This window comes from Streptomyces sp. PKA51 (genome assembly GCF_057552455.1).
On the sequence record NZ_BAAJPZ010000017.1, the window covers coordinates 26,166 to 44,546 of the forward strand.

The window sequence follows — 18,381 nt, forward strand, 5'->3', positions numbered from 1 at the left end:
GGATCGTGTGGATCGTGGGTCGGTTCGGGCCCGTCCCGACGAGAGCGGTGCGTCAGGTGGAGCCTTGTCAGTCGGTTGTCGGGGGTAAGCCGGTCACGGTCGGACGCCGAGTGCGGGGAGGATCACGGCGTCGATGTAGGCGGAGAGGTACTCCGCGTCCGCGGGCCGGTTGTCGACCATCGGCCGGGCCATGAAGGCGCCGAGCATCGCGTGGGCGACGAAGCCGAGGGCGGGGTTGTCCGCGGCGAGTTCGCCGCGGTCGACCGCGCGCCGGAGCATGGCGTCCAGCGCGGCGACCTCCGGCTCGACCAGCAGTTCGCGCAGCGCCCGGTGGAGGTCGGGGTTGTCGTGGACGGCTCGCTGCAGCCCGCGCATGAGGGCGGCGTCGCGCTCCATCCGTTCCTCGTCGGTGTCGCAGAGCATGGCGCGGAAGTCGCCGCGCACGGTGCCGGTGTCGATGTCGGCGAGGCTGACCGGCTTGTTGTGCCGCAGGGCGCCGGCGACCAGCTCGGGCTTGCCCTTCCACTGGCGGTAGAGGGTGGCCTTGCTGGCGTGCGTGCGGGCGGCGACGGCGTCCATGGTCAGGGCGTCGTAGCCGACCTCGCGCAGGATGTCGAGGACGGCTTCGTAGAGCTCGGCCTCGCGCTCGGGGGTCAGCCGGGTGCGGCGTGCCGCCGGCTTGGGTGGTTCCGTGGGCATGCCGCGCCTCCTCCAACGCTCCGGGCGTCCGTACGAAACGGTTTCGTACCGTACGAGCGTACGTCCGGCGAACAGCGAAACGGCGTCGTTTCGATCGTGTTCTCCGTCACGGCAGGAGTTGCCGGGGCCCCGGTGGCCCGAAACCATGGGTGGGGTGAGCTCCGTGAGCAGCGACGCGTACATCCGCTTCCCGCACCTCCACGGCGATCTGCTCTGCTTCGTGGCGGAGGACGACCTCTGGCTGGCCCCGCTGACCGGTGCCGCGCGGCCGTGGCGGCTGACCGTGGACCGCACCCGGGCCGGGCACCCGCGCTTCTCCCCCGACGGCCGGACGATCGCGTACACCAACTGGCGCAGCCTCGACCCGGAGATCCACCTCGTGGACGTCGAGGGCGGCGCCGCCCGCCGCCTGACGTACTGGGGCAGCACCGACACCCGGGTGTGCGGCTGGGCCCCCTCCGACCGGGGCGATCCCGGCTACGACATCCTCGCCGTCTCCTCGCACGGCCAGCCCTTCTCGTACTTCTCCTGGGCCTACCGGCTGCCGACCGACGGCAGCCCCGGGCTGCGGCTGCCGTGGGGGCCGGTCTCCGACATCGCGATGGGCGAGGTCGGCGGCGAGCACCGCACGCTGCTGCTGGCCGGCAAGCCGCCGCACGAGCCGGCGTCGTGGAAGCGCTACCGCGGCGGGGCGACGGGACGGCTGTGGCTGCACGGCACCCGCCTGGTGCCGGACATCGGCGGCCATCTGGACTCGGTGATGTTCGTCGGTGACCGGATCGCGTTCCTCTCCGACCACGAGGGCGTCGGCAACCTGTACTCCTGCCGTCCGGACGGCTCCGACCTGCGCCGCCACTCCGACCACGACGACTTCTACGCCCGCCACGCCGCCACCGACGGCACGCGCGTGGTCTACCAGTGCGCGGGCGAGGTGTGGCTGGTCGACGACCTCGCGCCGGACGCCGTGCCGCGCCGCATCGAGGTGCGCCTGGGCGGTTCGCGGGCCGGCCGGCGCACGTACCAGGTGCAGGCCGGGCAGCACGTGGGCGCGCTGGCGGTGGACACCACCGGGCGGGCCAGCGCGGTGGGCGTGCGCGGCAGCCTGTACTGGCTGACCCACCGCGACGGCCCGGCCCGCACGATCGCGGACACCCCGGGGGTACGGGTGCGGCTGCCGGAGATGCTGGGCTCGACCGGCCGCATCGCCTACGTCACCGACGCCGAGGGCGAGGACGCCGTCGAGATCGCCGGACTGCCGCGGGCCGCCGGGACGGGGGAACCGCGGCGCCTGGCGGCCGGCCGGCTCGGGCGGGTGCACGAGATGGTCTCCTCCCCCGACGGGCAGCGCCTGGCGGTGGCCGCGCACGACGGGCGGCTGCTGCTGGTGGACACCTCGCCCGAGGGCGAGGGGGAGGTGAGCGAGCTGGTGCGCTCGGCCAACGGCCCGGTGCGCGACCTGGCGTTCGCGCCCGACTCGGGCTGGCTGACCTGGTCGCATCCGGGCATCGGCCGCTCGCTGCGGCAGATCAGGATCGCGCGCCTGGCCGACGGGCACGTCGTGGACGTCACCAACGGGCGCTTCGAGGACGAGCAGCCGGTCTTCACGCGCGACGGCCGCTACCTGGCCTTCCTCTCCTGGCGCGGCTTCGACCCGGTCTACGACGTGCACACCGGCGACCTGTCCTTCCCGCTGGGCTGCCGCCCCTACCTCGTCCCGCTGTCGTCGGCCACGCCCTCGCCGTTCGCGCTGACCATCGAGGGCCGCCCGCCGGGCGGCGGGCTGGACCTGGACGACACCGGCGACCACGAGGGGGCGCTGGTGGTGGAGGTGGAGGGGCTGGAGAGCCGGGTGACGCCCTTCCCTGTCGCCGCCTCCAAGTACTCCTCGCTGCACCCGGTCGCCGGCGGCGGCCTGGTGTGGCTGCGCTGGCCCATCTCGGGCGCGCTCGGCGAGACCTTCGCCAACCCCACCGACACCTCCGGCCGCCCGACCCTCGAACACTTCGACCTGTGCAAGGCCAAGCGCACCGAACTGAGCAGCTCCCTGGACTGGTACGCGGTCAGCGGCGACGGCACCCGGCTCGTCCTCAACGACGAGGGCGACCTGCGGGTGGTGCCGGCCTCCGACGTCGCCGACCTCGACTCGACCGTCTACGTCGACATGCGCCGCATCCTGCACGAGGCTGACCCCGCGGCCGAGTGGCGGCAGTCCTACGACGAGGCGGGGCGCATCGTGCGCGCGTACTTCTGGGAGCCGGGCATGTGCGGCGTCGACTGGGACGGGGTGCTGCAGCAGTACCGGCCGCTGGTCGAACGCGTCGCCTCGCCCGACGAGTTCGCCGACCTGCTGCGCGAGGTCCTCGGCGAGCTCGGCACCTCGCACGCGTACGTCACGCCCGCCCGCCGCAACGAGGGGCCGCCGCACTACCAGCGGGCGATCGGGCTGCTGGGCACCAACTTCACGCCCCACAAGGACGGCACGTGGCGGGTGCGACGCGTCCTGCCCGGCGAGTCCTCCGACTCCAAGGCGCGCTCCCCGCTGGCCGGTTCCGGCATCCGCGAGGGCTGGGCGCTCACCCACGTCGACGGCCGGCCCGTGGACCCGGTCGCGGGCCCCTCGCCGCTGCTGGCCGCGGCCGGCGGCACCACCGTCGAACTCACCTTCCGCCCGCCCGGCGAGGACGGGCACCCGCGCCGGGTCGCCGTCGTCCCGCTCATCGACGAACGCCCCCTGCGCTACCAGGACTGGGTCACCAAGCGCCGCGCCGTCGTCCACGAACTGAGCGACGGCAGGTGCGGCTACCTGCACATCCCCGACATGGGCGGCTCCGGCTGGGCCCAGTTCAACCGCGACCTGCGCATGGAGATGGCCCGCCCCGCCCTCATCGTCGACGTGCGCGGCAACGCCGGCGGCAACATCAGCGAACTCGTCGTCGAGAAGCTCACCCGCACCATCGTCGGCTGGGACCTCACGCGCGACGCCGAGCCCGTCTCGTACGCCAGCAACGCCCCCCGCGGGCCCGTCGTGGCCATCGCGGACGAGATGACGTCCTCCGACGGCGACATGATCACCGCCGCGTTCCGGCTGCAGGGCATCGGCCCGGTGGTGGGCCTGCGCACCTGGGGCGGTGTCGTCGGCATGACCGGGCGGCACCGGCTGGGCGACGGCACGCACATCACCGTGCCCATGAACGCCGCGTGGTTCGACGCGTACGGCTGGGGCGTGGAGAACCACGGCGTCGAGCCGGACATCGAGGTCGACCGCACCCCGCTCGACTGGGCCGAGGGCCGGCACAAGCAACTGGACGACGCGGTGCGCCTGGCCCTGGACCTGCTGGAACGGCACGGCCACGCGCGTCCGCCGGACTACTCCGACGTGCCCGACCTGCGCCGGCCGAAGCTGCCGCCGCGCAGCGGCTGACACGGACCGTACGCGTACGGTCGAAGGGCCCGTCCGGCAACCGGACAGGCCCTTCTGGGCGTTCGCGCCGCGTCAGCTGCGGTCGTCGAACTCGTCCTGGATGTCGTCCAGGGACTGCTGACCCTGCTGGCCGCGCTGCTGGCCCTGCTGCTGACCACGCTGCTGCCCCTGCTGGCCCTTCTGCTGCAGCTTGTCCTGCCCCTGCTGAGCCTTCTGCTGGGCCTGCTGCTTGGCCTGCTGCGCCTTCTGCTTCGCCTGCTGCGCCTTGTTCTGCATCTCGTCCTTCATGCCCATGGGGGGTTCACTCCTCGGTGGGTGTGGGGAATCGGGCCGCGACCAGCCTCACACGCCGGGACCAACCCCGCATTTCGATCAGTTACGCTGCGTGTCCGCCGCGCCGCCCGCGCCCACCAGACCCGGGCGCATCCCGGCCAGCCGGCCCTCGACGCGGCGCATCTCGCGCGGGCCGCCCACGGCCACCAGGGCCGGCAGCGCGCCGCGCAGCGGCTGCAGCGTCCGCAGCCAGCCCTGGGCGTAGACGTGCGCCGAGCGGCGCTCGATGCCCGCGACGAGCCGGTCGACGGCGGGCTCCAGCGGGTAGGTGCGGTTCATCGGCCAGGGCAGCCGCCGGCGCAGCTCGCGCATCACGTCGAAGCGGTCGGCGCCGCGCACCATGTCGGTGTCCGTCCAGCTCAGGTACGCCACGCCGACGCGTACGCCCCGGTGGGCGACCTCGGCGCGCAGGCTGTGGGCGTACGCCTCCACGCCGGCCTTGGACGCGCAGTAGGCCGTCATCAGCGGCGCGGGGGTGAGGGCGGCCAGGGAGGCGATCTGCAGCAGGTAGCCGCGGCCGGCGGCCAGCAGGGGCAGGAAGGCGCGGCCGGTGACCGCGCTGCCGATGAGGTTGACCTCCACGACCCGGCGCCAGGCGTCCGCGTCGCAGTCGTCGAGCGGACCGCCGGTGGCCACACCGGCGTTGGCGACGACGACGTCCACCTTGCCGAAGCGCTCCTTCACCTCGGCCGCGACGCGCGTCATCGCCTCGTGGTCGGTGACGTCGGCGTGCCAGTACGCGGCGGTGGGGCCGAGGGAGGCGGCGACACGGCGCAGTTCGCCGGGCTCCAGCCCGACCAGCGCCACCGACGCCCCGCGCGCGGCCAGCTTGCGGGCGAGGGCCTCCCCCACCCCACGGGCAGCCCCAGTGACGACGGCGACCTGCCCGGCCAGGCTCCCGCGCGCGCTCATCGGCCGGCCCCCGCGGTCGCGCGCACCCGTGCCGTGCGCAGCACCTGGTACTCGGCGAGGTCCACCCGGCGGGTGGCCTTGCGGAACTCCGCCGTCGTGCCCGGCCACAGCGTGCCGTTGTGGCCGTTCTCGTCGAGGTACCAGCTCTTGCAGCCGGTGTTCCACACGGTGCTCGTCATACGGCGCTGCAGGGTGCGGTTCCAGGCCCGTACGGCCGAGGGGCGGGCGTCGAGCGCGGCCCGGCCGCCGAGGGTGTCGAGCTGGTGCAGGAAGTCGGCCATGTAGTTCAGCTGGGACTCGATCATCAGGATCATCGAGCTGTTGCCGAGGCCGGTGTTGGGGCCGACGATCGTCAGGAAGTTGGGGAAGCCAGCGGCGCTGGCGCCGCGCAGCGCACTGATGCCGCCCTCCTTGTGCCAATGCTCCGCGAGCGTGGTGCCGTTGGCGCCGGTGACGCGGTCGGCTATCGGCATGTCCGTGACCCGGAAGCCGGTACTGAAGACGATCACGTCCGCCTCGGCGGTGGTGCCGTCGGCCGCCACGAGCGTCGAACCGCGCACCTCGGCGAGACCCGAGGCGACGACGTCCACGTGGGGGCGGGTGAGGGCGGGATAGAAGTCGTTGGAGAGCAGGATGCGCTTGCAGCCGATGCGGTAGCCGGGCGTGAGCTTGGCGCGCAGGACCGGATCCTTGACGGCCCGGCGCAGGTGCACGGCGGCCACCCGCTCCATGAGACCCAGCCGCTCGGGCCACTTGGTGAACAGCCCCACCTGCAACTCCCGTATCCCCCACAGCACTCCGCGCCGCAGCTGACGGCTGGCGGGCACCGTGCCGTGCAGCCACTGCTCGACGGCGCTGATGCGGCGGTCGGCGCGCGGCAGGATCCAGGCGGGGGTGCGCTGGAAGAGGGTCAGGCGCTCCACCTCCGCCTGGATGCCGGGCACGATCTGCACGGCGGAGGCGCCGGTGCCGATGACGGCCACGCGCTTGCCGCGCAGGTCGGTGCCGTGATCCCAGCGGGCGGAGTGGAAGACGGCCCCGGGGAAGCCGTCGAGGCCCGGGATGTCGGGAATCCTGGGGTCGGAGAGCGCGCCGGTGGCCGAGACGACGAGGTCGGCGGTGTACTCCCCGCTCGGCGTGCGTATCCGCCACCGCAACGCGTCCGTGTCCCACCGCATCTCCTGCACCTCGGCGCCGAAGCGCAGGTGCGGCCGCAGCCCGTAGGCGTCCGTGACGCGCTCCAGGTACGCCCGGATGTGCTCCTGGCCGGAGAAGTTGCGCGGCCACTCGGGGTTGGGGGCGAAGGAGAAGGAGTACAGGTGGGAGGGCACGTCGCAGGCGCAACCGGGATAGGTGTTGTCCCGCCAGGTGCCGCCCACGGCGTCCGCGCGCTCCAGGACGACGAAGTCCGTGACGCCCTCCCGGCGCAACCGCACGGCCGCGCCCAACCCCCCGAACCCGGAACCGATCACCGCCACGCGTACGTGCTCGACCATGCCGCCGCCTCCCGGAGAAGCCACGCTCGATGGTGCCAGCGTTCACTGGCACAGTCGGGAGGGTAGGCCAGGGAACCTGCCGCGCGGTAGGGCCTGTGCAGCACGGAAGTTACCGGCAGTAGTGGGCGCGTGGGTTCACAGGGGCCCATGCCCAGGAGGCCCCGGCGGCCGGGCCCGAGCCGGCGCTCCGCGCCCGCGCCCGTACCGCTAGCCCCGCAGGTCGTACACCGCCGTCACCGGTGCGTGGTCGCTCCAGCGCTCGGCGTGGGTCGCGGCGCGCTCCACGTGGGCCTTCAGGGCGCGCTCCGCCAGGCCCGGGGTGGCGACGTGGTAGTCGATGCGCCAGCCGGAGTCGTTGTCGAAGGCGCGGCCGCGGTAGGACCACCAGGAGTAGGGGCCCTCCACGCCGGGGTGCAGGCGGCGGACGACGTCCGTGTACTCCGCGAAGACCTTGGTGAGCCACTCGCGCTCCTCGGGGAGGAAGCCGGCGCTCTTGCGGTTGGCCTTCCAGTTCTTGAGGTCGGCCTCGGTGTGGGCGATGTTCCAGTCGCCGCAGACCAGGACCTCGCGGCCGTCGGCCGCGGCGCGGGCCTTGAGGCCCACCAGGTACGGCAGGAACTCGGCCATGAAGCGTTCCTTCTCGTCCTGCCGCTCCGTGCCGACCTCGCCCGAGGGCAGGTAGAGGCTCGCGACCGTCACCCCGGGCAGGTCGATCTCCAGGTAGCGGCCGGAGCCGTCGAACTCGGCCGAGCCGAAGCCGGTGCGCACCGCGTCCGGCTCGCGGCGGGAGTACACCGAGACGCCGGCGCGGCCCTTGGCGGCGGCCGGGGCGTGGTGGGCGTACCAGCCGGCGGGGTCGCGGACCTCGTCGGGCAGCTGGTGGGGCTCGGCACGGACTTCCTGGAGGCAGACGACGTCGGCCTCGGTCTGCGCCAGCCACTCCACGAAGCCCTTCTTCGCGGCGGCACGCAGACCGTTCACATTTGCGGAGGTTACGGTCAGCACCAGGGCACCCTACCTGTGCGGTCCTACCATCCCGGAATGGAGATGAAGATCGTCCCGGTCGCCTACGACCATCCCGATGCGGTGAGGCTGGCCGACGAAGTGCAGGTGGAGTACGCCCGGCGGTACGGCGGCGAGGGGGATCGCACCCCGCTGGACCCGGAGCACTTCGCCCCGCCGCGTGGCCTGTATCTCATCGCGTACGACCCCGAGGGCCTGCCGGTGGCCACCGGCGGGTGGCGGGCGATGGACCGCAACGGCGAGGGGTACGCGGACGGGGACGCCGAGCTCAAGCGGATGTACGTGATACCCCGGGCGCGCGGGCTGGGGCTCGCGCGCCGGATCCTGGCCGCACTGGAGGGCGACGCGCTCGCGGCGGGGCGCATCCGGATGGTGCTGGAGACGGGCGACCAGCAGCCCGAGGCCATCGCGCTGTACCTCTCCAGCGGCTACCGGCCGGCCGTGCCGAAGTTCGGGCTGTACCGCGACTACGACTCCAGCCGGTGCTTCGCCAAGCCGCTCGCCCCGTAAGGGGCGCGGGGAACGGCGCGATCAGCCAGCGACGGCCCGCAGCTGGCACGCCGCCCCGGGCCCGACTGCGGGTACGTCGTGGCTTGTCGCGCAGTTCCCCGCGCCCCTACGGGGCGCTGCGGCGGTCAGCCCGGTTTGCCGTGGCCGGCCGCGATGGCCTCCTCCACCTCCGCCCGGACGCGTTCGGCCGGGTAGCGCCGCACCTGGCCGTAGGGGGCGAGGGCGCGGTCGACCGGGCCGGGGTCCTCCTCGCGCACCTCGGCCATCAGCACGGTGCTGCCGGGGGGCACCTCGGCGGCGAGCATCTCCAGGGCGGCGTTGGAGGCGGTGGCCTGCCGGGCCTCGTGCATGCCGCCGATCAGGCCGCCCGCGCCGAAGCCGATCATCACGCCGAGCGGGCCGCCGAGGATGCCGAGGAGCCCGCCGAGGATGCCGCCCATGGCGAAGGCCTGCCCGGTGCCGGTGTCGTCGACGGCGTCGGGGAAGTCGAGGGTGCCCTCGGCGTCCCGGGCGATGACGGTGCCCTCGCGCAGGGAGACCTCGCCGTCGGCGTGGGCGCGGCGCAGGGCGTCCAGGGCCTTGTGGCCCTTGGCGGGGCTGTGGACGCTCAGGAAGAGGACGTTGTCGTTCACGGCTTCCACTCTTGGGCCTGCGGGCCCGCCGCGCACGTCAGTCGCCGTCTTCCGGCGGAGTCCCGTGCACGGCGGCGGTCAGGTCGAGCGTGGCGCGGGCGCCGCCGCCGGGCGTGTTGGTGAAGGTCAGCCGGGCGCCGAGGACCCTGGCCTGGCCGGTGGCGATGGTCAGCCCGAGGCCGAGGCCGGCCTTCGATCCGGTGCGGAAGCGCTGCGGCCCGTGGGCGAGGAGGGGTTCGGGGAAGCCGGGGCCCTGGTCGGTGACGTGCACGAGGCCGCCGTCGACCTCGGCGACGACCGGTCCGGCGCCGTGCCGGAAGGCGTTGCTGACGAGGTTGGCGAGTATGCGTTCGACGCGGCGGGCGTCGGTCTCGACCAGGCAGTCGCGGACGACCCGGACGCCGGCGGCGTGTGCCGGGTCGCCGGCGGTGGCGGCGCGCACGGCCCGCCGGGTCAGTTCGCCGAGGGCGCGTACGTCGGTGTCGGCGCGTTCGGCGTCGGCGTCGAGGCGGGCGACCTCCAGGACGTCCTCGACGAGGGAGCGCACCCGCTGGGCGCGTTCGCGCACCATCTCGGCGGGCCGGCCGTCGGGCAGCAGTTCGGCGGCGGCGACCAGTCCGGCGACGGGGGTGCGCAGTTCGTGGGCGATGTTGGCAGTGACCTCGCGCTCGTCCTGCAGGCGGGCGGCGAGGGCGTCGGCCATGGTGTTGACGGCGTGGATGAGGCGGGCGATCTCGTCCTTGCCGCCGCGGGGTGCGAGGCGTGCGGTCAGGTCGCCGTCGGCGATGGCCTCGGCGGTGCGGGCGGAGGCGTTGAGCCGGCGTCCGGCGACGGTGGCGAGGCCGATGCCGACGAGGCAGGCCCCGGCGGTGCCGGCGCCGCCGGCGAGCCACAGCACCTCGTCGAGCTGCTGGAGGTCGCGGACCTGCTTGCGGTAGGAGTGCCGCAGGACGATGACGTCGTCGCCGGAGCGCATGCCGGCCCACAGCAGGGGGACGTCGCCGGAGCGGTCGAGGTAGGTGGCGCGCTTGCCGTCGTCGACGGCGCGGCGCAGGGGTGCGGGCATCCGGTCGGGGTTGACGATCACGCGGGAGCGGTCGACGCCCGCGGCGTGGTCCTCGGCGGCGGCGACCAGCCGCTGGTCCATGGTCTCGCGCGCGGTCTCCAGCTGGGTGCGCGCGGTGCGGTGGTGGACGACGAGGCCAATGAGGACGGCGACCAGTGCGGCGGTGGCGGTGATCGCCACCCCGATCTTCGTGCGCAGGCCCATCGGCTCGTGGTCTCCTCGGCTGACGATCGACTCGGTCGGTTACCAGGGCGCCGGGCCGTACGGCTCCCGGTGCTCGGCGGGGACGAAGAGCCGCAGGTCGCGCAGCTCCTCGGGGCCCTTGGCGGGGCCCGGTCCGGGGGCGGCGTCCAGGAGGACGACGGTGGCCCGCCCGTAATAGGAGGAACGTTCCTGCCGGACCAGGCCGGCGAGCACCACCTTCACCCGCCACGGCCCGGGGACCGTCCCCGTCGTCGTACCTGTCGCACCCGTCCCTGTCGTACCCGTCGTACCTGTCGCACCCGTCGTACCCGTCGTGCCCGTCGGACGTGGAGCCGTTCCCGCGAAGACCTCCGTCGCCGTTCCCGTCGCCTCGGCCGTCGGCCCGCCCCAGGACCGCCAGCGCAGCCCGCTCAGCCGCACCCCGCGCCCGGGGCCGCCTCTCGCCGTCAAGGACGCCGGGCGCCGCAGCAGGGGTTGCCCCGGCCCCTCCAGCACGTAGACGGCGTCCGCCGTGACCGGCGGGGTGCCGGCCGGGCCCGCGACGTGCAGGCCGCCGGGCTCGGCGCACCCGGCCAGCGGCCAGGCCAGCAGGGCCACGGCGAGGAGGGACACCGTGCCGGGCGTCGCAAGGAGTGAGCGCACGGGGTTCCTCATGCCGTCGGGGCCGGTGGGACGGACGCGGCGTTAGCAGGTCGAGAGCGGTCCGCGGGGCCATTCGTGCCAAATGTAACCGGCGTGGCTGGTTCGGCGCCCGTGCCCTTGACCGGATTCCCGCGCCGGCTCATAGGATCGCGGCCCGGTCGTCCGCGCCGGCCGGCCGCGTGCCCGGCGGCCGCCGCAGCGCCACGGTGGAGGTCAGCCATGCCCATCGCCCGTCGTACGCTCCTCGGCGCCGCCCTCGCGGGCTCCGCCGCGCTCGGCACGACCGGCGCGGGGGTCGCCGGCGCGGCCCCGGCCGGGGCCGCCGCGGCCGCGCTCGCCCGCCTGCTGCCCCGCCATCACCACCAGGTCGCCTTCCGCACCGTGGCCCGGCGCGGCGGGCACGACGCGTTCCGGGTGAGCGGCGAGGCGGGCCGCATCGTCGTCGAGGGCACCACCCCGGCCGTCCAGCTCACCGGCTTCCACCACTACCTGCGGCAGGTGGCGCACGCCCACCTCTCCTGGCGCGGCGAACAGACGGCGCTGCCCGCCCGCCTGCCGGCGGCCCGCACCCCGGTCACCGGCACGGCCAACGTCGCCCACCGCTTCGTCCTCAACGACACCAACGACGGCTACACCGGCCCGTACCACGACTGGGACTACTGGGAACGCGAGATCGACGTCCTCGCCCTGCACGGCTTCAACGAGGTCCTCGTCTACGCGGGCGCCGACGCCGTCTACCACCGCACCTTCATCGAACACGGTTACAGCGACGCGGAGATCCGCCGGTGGGTTCCCGGGCCGGCCCACCAGCCCTGGTGGCTCATGCAGAACATGTCCGCCTTCGGCGGGCCGGTCTCCACCTCTTTGCTGGCGCGCCGCACCGCCCTCGCCCGCCGCATCGTCCGGCGCCTGCGCGAGCTCGGCATGACCCCCGTGCTCCCCGGCTACTTCGGCACCGTCCCCCCGGACTTCGCCCGCCGCAACCCCGGGGCGCGCACCGTCCCGCAGGGCGACTGGGGCGGCTTCGCCCGCCCCGACTGGCTCGACCCGCGCACCCCCCGCTTCGCCGCCGTCGCCCGCACCTTCTACCGGGTGCAGCAAGAGCTGTACGGGGCCACGTCCATGTACAAGATGGACCTGCTGCACGAGGGCGGCACCCCCGGCGACGTGCCCGTCGGCGACGCCGCCCGGGCCGTGGAGAAGGCCCTGCGCACCGCCCACCCCGACGCCGTCTGGGCCATCCTCGGCTGGCAGCGCAATCCCCGGCGCGAGATCGTCGACGCCGTCGACCACACGCGGATCCTCGTCCTCGACGGCATCTCCGACCGCTTCCCGCACGTCACCGACCGGGAAGCGGACTGGGGCGGCGCCCCCTACGCCTTCGGCACCATCTGGAACTTCGGCGGCCACACCGCCCTCGGCGCCAACGCCCCCGACTGGGCCGCCCTCTACCACCGCTGGCGCACCAAACCGGGCAGCGCCCTGCGCGGCATCGCCGTGATGCCCGAGGCCGCCGACAACGACCCCGCCGCCCTCGCCCTCTTCTCCGACCTCGCCTGGACGGACGGCCCGGTGCGGCTGGACGCATGGTTCGGCCAGTGGGCCGTCACCCGCTACGGCGCCCACGACGCCGGGGCCGCACGCGCCTGGGACGTCCTGCGCCGCACCGCGTACGGCACCTCGCGCGCCGACAGCTGGAGCGAACAGGCCGACGGCCTCTTCGGCGCCCGCCCCGACCTCGCCGCCGACCGCGGCGCCACCTGGTCGCCGCGCGCCCTGCGCTACGACGCCGCCGAGTTCGACAAGGCCCTGCCGGCCCTGCTCTCGGTCGCCCCCGCCCTGCGCGGCAGCACCGCCTACCGCACCGACCTCGTCGACATCACCCGTCAGTGCATCGCCAACCGCAGCCGCCTGCTGCTGCCGCGCATCAAGGCGGCCTACGAGGACCGCGACCACGAGCGCTTCACGGCCCTGACCCGGCAGTGGCTGGACTGGATGGACCTGCTGGACTCCGTCGTCGCCACCGACGAACGCCACCTGCTGGGCCGCTGGACCGCCGCCGCCCGCGCCTGGGGCACGACGGACGCCGAACGCGACCAACTCCAGGCGGACGCCCTGACCCTGCTCACCGTCTGGGGCCCCCGCCCGGCGGCGGACGGCGGCAAACTGCACGACTACGCCAACCGCGAATGGTCGGGCCTGGTGGGCGGCCTCTACCGGCTGCGCTGGAAAACGTACTTCGACGAACTGACGGCGTCCCTGACGGCCGACCGCGACCCGAACCCCATCGACTGGTACACCCTGGAATCCCGCTGGCTCCACAACCCCCCGGCAACCCGCACCCGCCCAACGGGAGACATCATCCCCCTGGCAAGAACGGTGGCGTCGAGGCTGTAGCGCCGGCTTGTGGGCAATCGTCCCGCTGGGGGCACCTCCCAGCGGTAGCTGGGGGAGGGACGGGTGGGCACAAGCCGGCCCACCGGCCTGCACCACCCCGCGGAAACCACGAGGGCGGGGCCCGGGGAAACCCCGGAGCCCCGCCCAACGGCGCAGCGCGCCAAGCGCTATCGCTTCTTCGCGGCGCCAGCCGCACCGCGGCTGACGGTCCCCTCCCCACCCGCGAGCTTCCACTCACGGTGCAGGATGTCGAAGGGAAGGCTCCGCTCGAAGACCGGCGTACCGAAGATCTTCAGGTGCGCCGACAGCGCCCCCGTCAGATCGACGCCGCCGTACGCCGCCCACTTGCCCGTGGCCGACGCCGAGCCGTCGCTGGCGGCCGTGGCACTGCCCTCGGCCTCCGCCCGCAGGTACGGCGCGAGGTTGGCGCTCACGCCGGCCACGCCGTACAGGCCGACCGACGCCTCGGCGCCGAGCGTGGCCTTGACCCGGCCGGAGGCCGTGGCCGTGGCCCGCACGGGGCTGGCGGTCATGTCGGCCTTGCTGACGCCGCTCCAGCCCTTGCCCCACGTGTAGGCGCCGCCGACCTTGAAGTCGCCCTTCATGTCCTGCTTGACCTCGACGCCGATCTTTCCGTCGGCATCGACCTGCAGGTAGCAGGTGAGGTCGAGGTTGATGACGACCGGCACGGGCCCGACCTGGACGACCGGGTCGGCGTGCAGCTTGGCGAACGGCAGCCGCAGCGGCTTGTCCGCCGTCGTGGCGGCGGCCTGGCCGCGCAGTTCCCACTGGGAGGACCAGTTACCGGACAGCGCCAGGGACGCGGTGCCGGGGCCGCCGCTGGAGCCGATGCCCTTGCCGCTGTACGCGAACTCGACCTCGGGGGCCAGCTGGACGAATCCGGACGCCGACGCCTCGGCCGTGACGGGCGAGCCCTTGGGCGTGGGTATGGAGGCACCCACGTCCAGCCGCAGGTTGCCCAGCGGCACCTTGGCGCCCTGCGGGCCGACGTGGACGCCGCCGGGCTTGGTCCAGGAGACCTTCACGTTCGGGACGAGGGGCTCGACCTTCACGGTGGAGGGGTCGACCGGGACGTCGCCCTTGGCCTCGGAGGCGCCGAGGAGGGCGTCGAGGGTGGCCGGGGCGGTGTTGACCTCGGTGCCCTTGTCGGTGGTGCCCAGCACCTGCGTGACCTTGGCCAGCACACCGTGGGGTGCGCCGGGCGCGGGCGCGCTGGCGATGACGTCACCGACGGCCACGCCGTTCCTGGGCGCCGCGGAGGGTTCCGCGGACGACGGCGCCTGCGGCGCAATGCCCTTGGCCTTGCCCGCCGGCTTCTCCGACGGCTTGTCAGCCGGCTTGTCCGACGGCTTGTCAGCCGCCTTGCCCTTGGGGGCGGCAGGGGTCGTGGCGCCCGAGAGCACGGCACGTCCGCTGCGCTGGTCGAAGGAGGCGACCTTGAGCCCGGACTTCACGGCCTTGGGCAGGTCGCCCCCGGACGCATTGCCGGACGAACGGGCCACCGCGCTGGGCGCACCGGCGCCGGCGGGTGCGGCGGCCACCGCGAGCTGCGGTGCGGTGGCGGCGACGGGCGCGGCGTCAGCGGCGTCGGGGGCTGCGGACGGGCTGCCTGCCGAACACCCCGTGGCGAACAGGGAGACGGCGGTCAGAGCAGGTAAAACGGCCGCGTATCTGGCGTACTTGATGGGCTTGCGCAAATTCGTCCTCGTGAGCGTGAGGTGGGGGCGGCCCCGGGCAGCACGAAGCCGCCGGGCCGCATCACACGGCAAGGGGAAGGGGAAGAAAGGCGATCGCCGTGCTGCGCGAGATCGTCGCGATCAGCGATCCGGATGATCGTGCCATGCGCCACCGCGCCCGCAGAACCGTTTCTCTACCGGGAGAAACATGATCTGGATCACAATTTACGCAACAAGGTTTAATAAGTCGCGCGTTCAATCAATCGGGGCCCAACTGCCCGCGCCACCACGGGACAACGCAAAGATCCCGCCCGATCAATGATCGGACGGGATCTTCGTCGCCATCCCCTTCCGGTGGGGAACGGCTTTGTTGTGGACCTGAGGGGATTTGAACCCCTGACCCCCTCGATGCGAACGAGGTGCGCTACCGGACTGCGCCACAGGCCCTTGCAACGAGTGAAACTCTAGCATCCCCATCGCCCTGCCAGGAAATCCGATCCCCGCTGGTGGGCGCGGGCGGCAGGGCAGTGGCGCGGGTCACTCGTTGGCGGCCCGGGGGCGGTCGTCGTCGGCGTACTGGTCGAAGAGGGGGGTGCGGCCGCGTTCGCGGGGGCGGCGGCGGGAGCGGGCCGCGCGGCGCTCCTCGGCCGCCGGCTCGGCGGTCGAGGAGCGCGCCGAGCTCCAGGCGTCGCCGGCCCCGCCGCCCGCCCGGGGGGCGACCGGCGCGGAGACGTACGTGGGCAGGGGCACCGGCACCGGCTCCCAGCCGGCACCCGTGCCGCGTTCGCGCTGCTGGTCGACCCACTCGGCGTGGTCGGTCTGCTCGACCAGGGCCCGGTGGGCGGCGCCGCGGGAGGGCGGGGCGGCCGGCGCCGGGCGATGGACAACGGTGTCAGCGGCGGTGGCCGCGTCCGCCGCGGCCTCGGGGGGCTCCGCGGCCGCGCGGCGGGCGCCCTCCTTCAGCCGCTGGGCGGCCTGTTCGGCGCGGCGCTGGTCCATGGTGAAGGCGAACCGCCGCCGCTCCTGCACCCGCAGGTAGCAGATGTAGGCGCTCAGCAGGGCGGCCGGCACGGCCGGGACCCACAGCAGGGCCAACCCGCCGACGCCGGCGACGACCGCGCCGAGGGTGAAGGCGACGAAGAGCAGCACCGTGGTGCGCCGGCGGCGGGCGAGGACCTTGGAGCGGCGGGCACGCTCGGCCGCGTTCGGCGAGGGCGGCGCGGCGGGCGCCGGGGCGCTCGCCGCCGGAGCGCTCGCCGCGGGGGCGCTCGCCGCCGGGGCGGCGGGTTCGGGCGCGGCGAAGGACCGGACGTCGACCTGTTTGGTCGCCGCGTCCGGCTCGCTCGCCCGGGGCTCCGGCTCCACCGGGCCCGGCACCTCCGTGGAGGCGCGCTCTTCGAGGTCCTTGGCGTAACGGCGCTCCATGCCCGCCCGTCCGGACAACAACCGGATGGCCGTGCTGAAGCGTTCCGTCGGACGGGCTTCGTTGAGCTCGTCCTGCCTACGGAGCCACATCGGCACCAAGTAGGCGGCCCATGCCCCGACGATGACTGCGTAGATCAGGCCGCTGCTGCTCACCCTCACACGGTAGAGGGGTGCGCACGGGGGATTCCGCCAATTGGCGCGGTGTGTCGCACGAACCGGCTCATATCTCGAACTTTTTTTGTGATTTGTTGAGGTCGCAACTCTCGTTTCCGACCAGAAATTCGAACGTTTATTCGCTTATTCATTTCTGGGGAGAGGTGCGCGAGCGGTGCCAGCGCGCCAGCAGTCCCTCGGGCACCTCGTCCGCGGTCAGCGCGTAGACCAGGTGGTCCCGCCAGGCCCCGTCGATGTGCAGATAGCGCGGGCGCAGCCCCTCCTCGCGGAAACCGAGCTTCTCCACCACGCGCCGGCTGGGCAGGTTCTCGGGGCGGATGCACACCTCGACCCGGTGCAGCCCGACGGTGCGGAAGCAGTGGTCGACGACCAGGGCGACGGCGGTGGGCATCACGCCCCGGCCGGCGACGGCCTCGTCGACCCAGTAGCCGATGTGGGCCGAGCACATCGAGCCCCAGGTGATGCCCGCGACGGTCAGCTGGCCCACCAGCTCGCCGCGGTACTCGATCACGAACGGCAGCATCCGCCCGGCATGCGCCTCGGCCCGAAGATGACGGACCATCTGCCGGTACGTGGGCCGCTGGGCGGGGGGCGCGCCGGGCGGTGGCGGGGGGACGGTCGCCTCCCAGGGGCGCAGCCAGTCGCGGTTGCGCCGGTTCACCTCGCGCCACGCGCGCTGGTCGCGCAGCCTTATGGGGCGGAGGGCCACGTCGCCGTCCGCGAGCTCGACCGGCCAGACGTTCATGCAGGGGCACCCGTGGACGGCCGGGGGTGGTCGCCGCCGTGGATCTGGTCGACCGCGTGCACCAGCAGCCGCCCCAGGACGGCCAGCCCGTCGCGTACGCCGCCGGTGGAGCCCGGCAGGTTGACGATCAGGGTGCGGCCGGCGACGCCGGCCAGGCCCCGGGAGAGCGCGGCGGTGGGCACCGCGGCCAGGCCCTCGGCGCGGATGGCCTCGGCGATGCCGGGGATCTCGTAGTCGAGCACCTGCCGGGTGGCCTCCGGGGTGCGGTCGGTGGGCGTCAGGCCGGTGCCGCCGGTGGTGACGATCACGTCGTACGGCTCGGGGCCCGCGAGGCCCTCGCGCAGGGCGGCCGCCACCGGCTCGCCGTCGGGGACGACGCGGGGGCCGTCGACGGCGAAGCCGAGGGCCGTGAGCCCGGCCGCGAGCAGCGGGCCGCCCTTGTCCGGGTAGACCCCGGCGGCCGCGCGGTTCGAGGCGGTGACGACCAGGGCCCGCCGGCTCACCGCGCGCCGCCTTCCCGCAGGTAACGGCCGGACTTGCCGCCCGTCTTCTCCTCCACGCGGATGTCGGTGACGACGGCCGCCTTGTCGACGGCCTTGACCATGTCGACGACGGTCAGCGCGGCGACGGAGACGGCCGTCATGGCCTCCATCTCCACGCCGGTGCGGTCGGTGGTGCGCACGGTGGCGCTGATCTCGACCGCGTCGTCGGCGACGGCGAGCTCGACGCTCACGCCGGACAGGGCGAGCGGGTGGCACAGCGGGATGAGCTCGGGGGTGCGCTTGGCGCCCATGATCCCGGCGATGCGGGCGGTGGCGAGGGCGTCGCCCTTGGGCAGGCCCTCGCCGCGCAGCAGGGCGACCACCCGCGGGGAGACCAGCACGCGCCCGCTGGCGCGGGCGGTGCGGGCCGTGACCTCCTTGGCCGACACGTCGACCATGCGGGCCGCGCCCGTGGCGTCGAGATGGGTGAGGTGCTCCTGGCCGCTGCTCATCGTTCTCCCGG

General features: G+C 74.0%; 16 protein-coding genes and 1 tRNA gene. 3 read left to right on the forward strand and 14 right to left on the reverse strand.

Going from position 1 to position 18,381, the window contains the following annotated elements; genetic code table 11:
- Positions 1–93 precede the first annotated feature (93 nt).
- Positions 94–699, reverse strand: a complete 606-nt coding sequence (locus tag AC27L3_RS22715; protein WP_487235894.1) for a TetR/AcrR family transcriptional regulator — start codon at positions 697–699, stop codon at positions 94–96.
- Between the two features lie 145 nt (positions 700–844).
- Between AC27L3_RS22715 and AC27L3_RS22720 the strand changes: the two genes are divergently transcribed.
- Positions 845–4,120 carry a S41 family peptidase gene (locus AC27L3_RS22720; protein WP_487235895.1) on the forward strand — a complete coding sequence of 1,092 codons (3,276 nt, stop codon included), beginning with the start codon at positions 845–847 and terminating at the stop codon, positions 4,118–4,120.
- Between the two features lie 72 nt (positions 4,121–4,192).
- Here AC27L3_RS22720 and AC27L3_RS22725 read toward each other — a convergent pair whose 3' ends face one another.
- The 4 genes from AC27L3_RS22725 to AC27L3_RS22740 form a co-directional block, all read right to left on the reverse strand.
- Positions 4,193–4,414: a hypothetical protein gene (locus AC27L3_RS22725; protein ID WP_487235896.1), complete on the reverse strand. Its 222-nt coding sequence runs from the start codon at positions 4,412–4,414 to the stop codon at positions 4,193–4,195.
- A gap of 78 nt (positions 4,415–4,492) precedes the next feature.
- The gene (locus AC27L3_RS22730; RefSeq protein ID WP_487235897.1) at positions 4,493–5,365 is read right to left on the reverse strand and encodes an SDR family oxidoreductase; all 873 of its coding nucleotides are present in this window, start codon (positions 5,363–5,365) and stop codon (positions 4,493–4,495) included.
- Positions 5,362–6,861: a flavin-containing monooxygenase gene (locus tag AC27L3_RS22735; protein WP_487235898.1), complete on the reverse strand. Its 1,500-nt coding sequence runs from the start codon at positions 6,859–6,861 to the stop codon at positions 5,362–5,364. The genes AC27L3_RS22730 and AC27L3_RS22735 overlap by 4 nt, the downstream gene beginning before the upstream one ends.
- 207 nt (positions 6,862–7,068) lie before the next feature.
- The gene (locus tag AC27L3_RS22740) at positions 7,069–7,866 is read right to left on the reverse strand and encodes an exodeoxyribonuclease III (protein ID WP_487235899.1); all 798 of its coding nucleotides are present in this window, start codon (positions 7,864–7,866) and stop codon (positions 7,069–7,071) included.
- Between the two features lie 42 nt (positions 7,867–7,908).
- Between AC27L3_RS22740 and AC27L3_RS22745 the strand changes: the two genes are divergently transcribed.
- Positions 7,909–8,394, forward strand: a complete 486-nt coding sequence (locus tag AC27L3_RS22745; RefSeq protein WP_487235959.1) for a GNAT family N-acetyltransferase — start codon at positions 7,909–7,911, stop codon at positions 8,392–8,394.
- Positions 8,395–8,519: 125 nt separating this feature from the next.
- Here AC27L3_RS22745 and AC27L3_RS22750 read toward each other — a convergent pair whose 3' ends face one another.
- Genes AC27L3_RS22750 through AC27L3_RS22760 form a run of 3 tightly spaced genes read right to left on the reverse strand, consistent with a single transcriptional unit; the run spans position 8,520 to position 10,938 of the window.
- Positions 8,520–9,026 carry a DUF1269 domain-containing protein gene (locus AC27L3_RS22750; protein ID WP_487235900.1) on the reverse strand — a complete coding sequence of 169 codons (507 nt, stop codon included), beginning with the start codon at positions 9,024–9,026 and terminating at the stop codon, positions 8,520–8,522.
- Positions 9,027–9,063: 37 nt separating this feature from the next.
- Positions 9,064–10,296: a sensor histidine kinase gene (locus tag AC27L3_RS22755; protein ID WP_487235901.1), complete on the reverse strand. Its 1,233-nt coding sequence runs from the start codon at positions 10,294–10,296 to the stop codon at positions 9,064–9,066.
- A gap of 39 nt (positions 10,297–10,335) precedes the next feature.
- A complete protein-coding gene (locus AC27L3_RS22760; RefSeq protein ID WP_487235902.1) occupies positions 10,336–10,938 on the reverse strand; it encodes a hypothetical protein in 603 nt (200 codons plus the stop codon).
- Positions 10,939–11,157: 219 nt separating this feature from the next.
- On the opposite strand from AC27L3_RS22760, the gene AC27L3_RS22765 reads away from it, so the two are divergent.
- The gene (locus AC27L3_RS22765; protein WP_487235903.1) at positions 11,158–13,335 is read left to right on the forward strand and encodes an alpha-N-acetylglucosaminidase; all 2,178 of its coding nucleotides are present in this window, start codon (positions 11,158–11,160) and stop codon (positions 13,333–13,335) included.
- A gap of 167 nt (positions 13,336–13,502) precedes the next feature.
- Here the strand turns inward: AC27L3_RS22765 and AC27L3_RS22770 are convergent, their stop codons facing one another.
- The 6 genes from AC27L3_RS22770 to moaC form a co-directional block, all read right to left on the reverse strand.
- Entirely contained in the window at positions 13,503–15,053 is a 1,551-nt protein-coding gene (locus AC27L3_RS22770) for a hypothetical protein (RefSeq protein WP_487235904.1), read from the reverse strand.
- Positions 15,054–15,405: 352 nt separating this feature from the next.
- A tRNA-Ala gene (locus AC27L3_RS22775) sits at positions 15,406–15,479 on the reverse strand.
- 90 nt (positions 15,480–15,569) lie between these two features.
- A complete protein-coding gene (sepX, locus tag AC27L3_RS22780) occupies positions 15,570–16,610 on the reverse strand; it encodes a divisome protein SepX/GlpR (RefSeq protein WP_487235905.1) in 1,041 nt (346 codons plus the stop codon).
- A gap of 148 nt (positions 16,611–16,758) precedes the next feature.
- On the reverse strand, positions 16,759–17,376 hold the full coding sequence (locus AC27L3_RS22785) for a GNAT family N-acetyltransferase (RefSeq protein ID WP_344435022.1): 618 nt from the start codon (positions 17,374–17,376) through the stop codon (positions 16,759–16,761).
- Entirely contained in the window at positions 17,373–17,879 is a 507-nt protein-coding gene (locus AC27L3_RS22790) for a MogA/MoaB family molybdenum cofactor biosynthesis protein (protein ID WP_487235906.1), read from the reverse strand. Before AC27L3_RS22790 ends, AC27L3_RS22785 begins: the two co-directional genes overlap by 4 nt.
- Complete coding sequence (gene moaC, locus AC27L3_RS22795; protein WP_487235907.1) at positions 17,876–18,370, reverse strand: cyclic pyranopterin monophosphate synthase MoaC; 495 nt, start codon at positions 18,368–18,370, stop codon at positions 17,876–17,878. Before moaC ends, AC27L3_RS22790 begins: the two co-directional genes overlap by 4 nt.
- Positions 18,371–18,381 lie beyond the last annotated feature (11 nt).

Excerpts from the sequence above, each read along its gene's own strand:
- AC27L3_RS22715 (WP_487235894.1), bottom strand. The coding sequence starts at position 699 with ATGCCCACGGAACCACCCAAGCCGGCGGCACGCCGCACCCGGCTGACC.
- AC27L3_RS22720 (WP_487235895.1), top strand. The coding sequence starts at position 845 with ATGGGTGGGGTGAGCTCCGTGAGCAGCGACGCGTACATCCGCTTCCCG.
- AC27L3_RS22725 (WP_487235896.1), bottom strand. The coding sequence starts at position 4,414 with ATGGGCATGAAGGACGAGATGCAGAACAAGGCGCAGCAGGCGAAGCAG.
- AC27L3_RS22730 (WP_487235897.1), bottom strand. The coding sequence starts at position 5,365 with ATGAGCGCGCGCGGGAGCCTGGCCGGGCAGGTCGCCGTCGTCACTGGG.
- AC27L3_RS22735 (WP_487235898.1), bottom strand. The coding sequence starts at position 6,861 with ATGGTCGAGCACGTACGCGTGGCGGTGATCGGTTCCGGGTTCGGGGGG.
- AC27L3_RS22745 (WP_487235959.1), top strand. The coding sequence starts at position 7,909 with ATGAAGATCGTCCCGGTCGCCTACGACCATCCCGATGCGGTGAGGCTG.
- AC27L3_RS22755 (WP_487235901.1), bottom strand. The coding sequence starts at position 10,296 with ATGGGCCTGCGCACGAAGATCGGGGTGGCGATCACCGCCACCGCCGCA.
- AC27L3_RS22765 (WP_487235903.1), top strand. The coding sequence starts at position 11,158 with ATGCCCATCGCCCGTCGTACGCTCCTCGGCGCCGCCCTCGCGGGCTCC.
- AC27L3_RS22785 (WP_344435022.1), bottom strand. The coding sequence starts at position 17,376 with ATGAACGTCTGGCCGGTCGAGCTCGCGGACGGCGACGTGGCCCTCCGC.
- moaC (WP_487235907.1), bottom strand. The coding sequence starts at position 18,370 with ATGAGCAGCGGCCAGGAGCACCTCACCCATCTCGACGCCACGGGCGCG.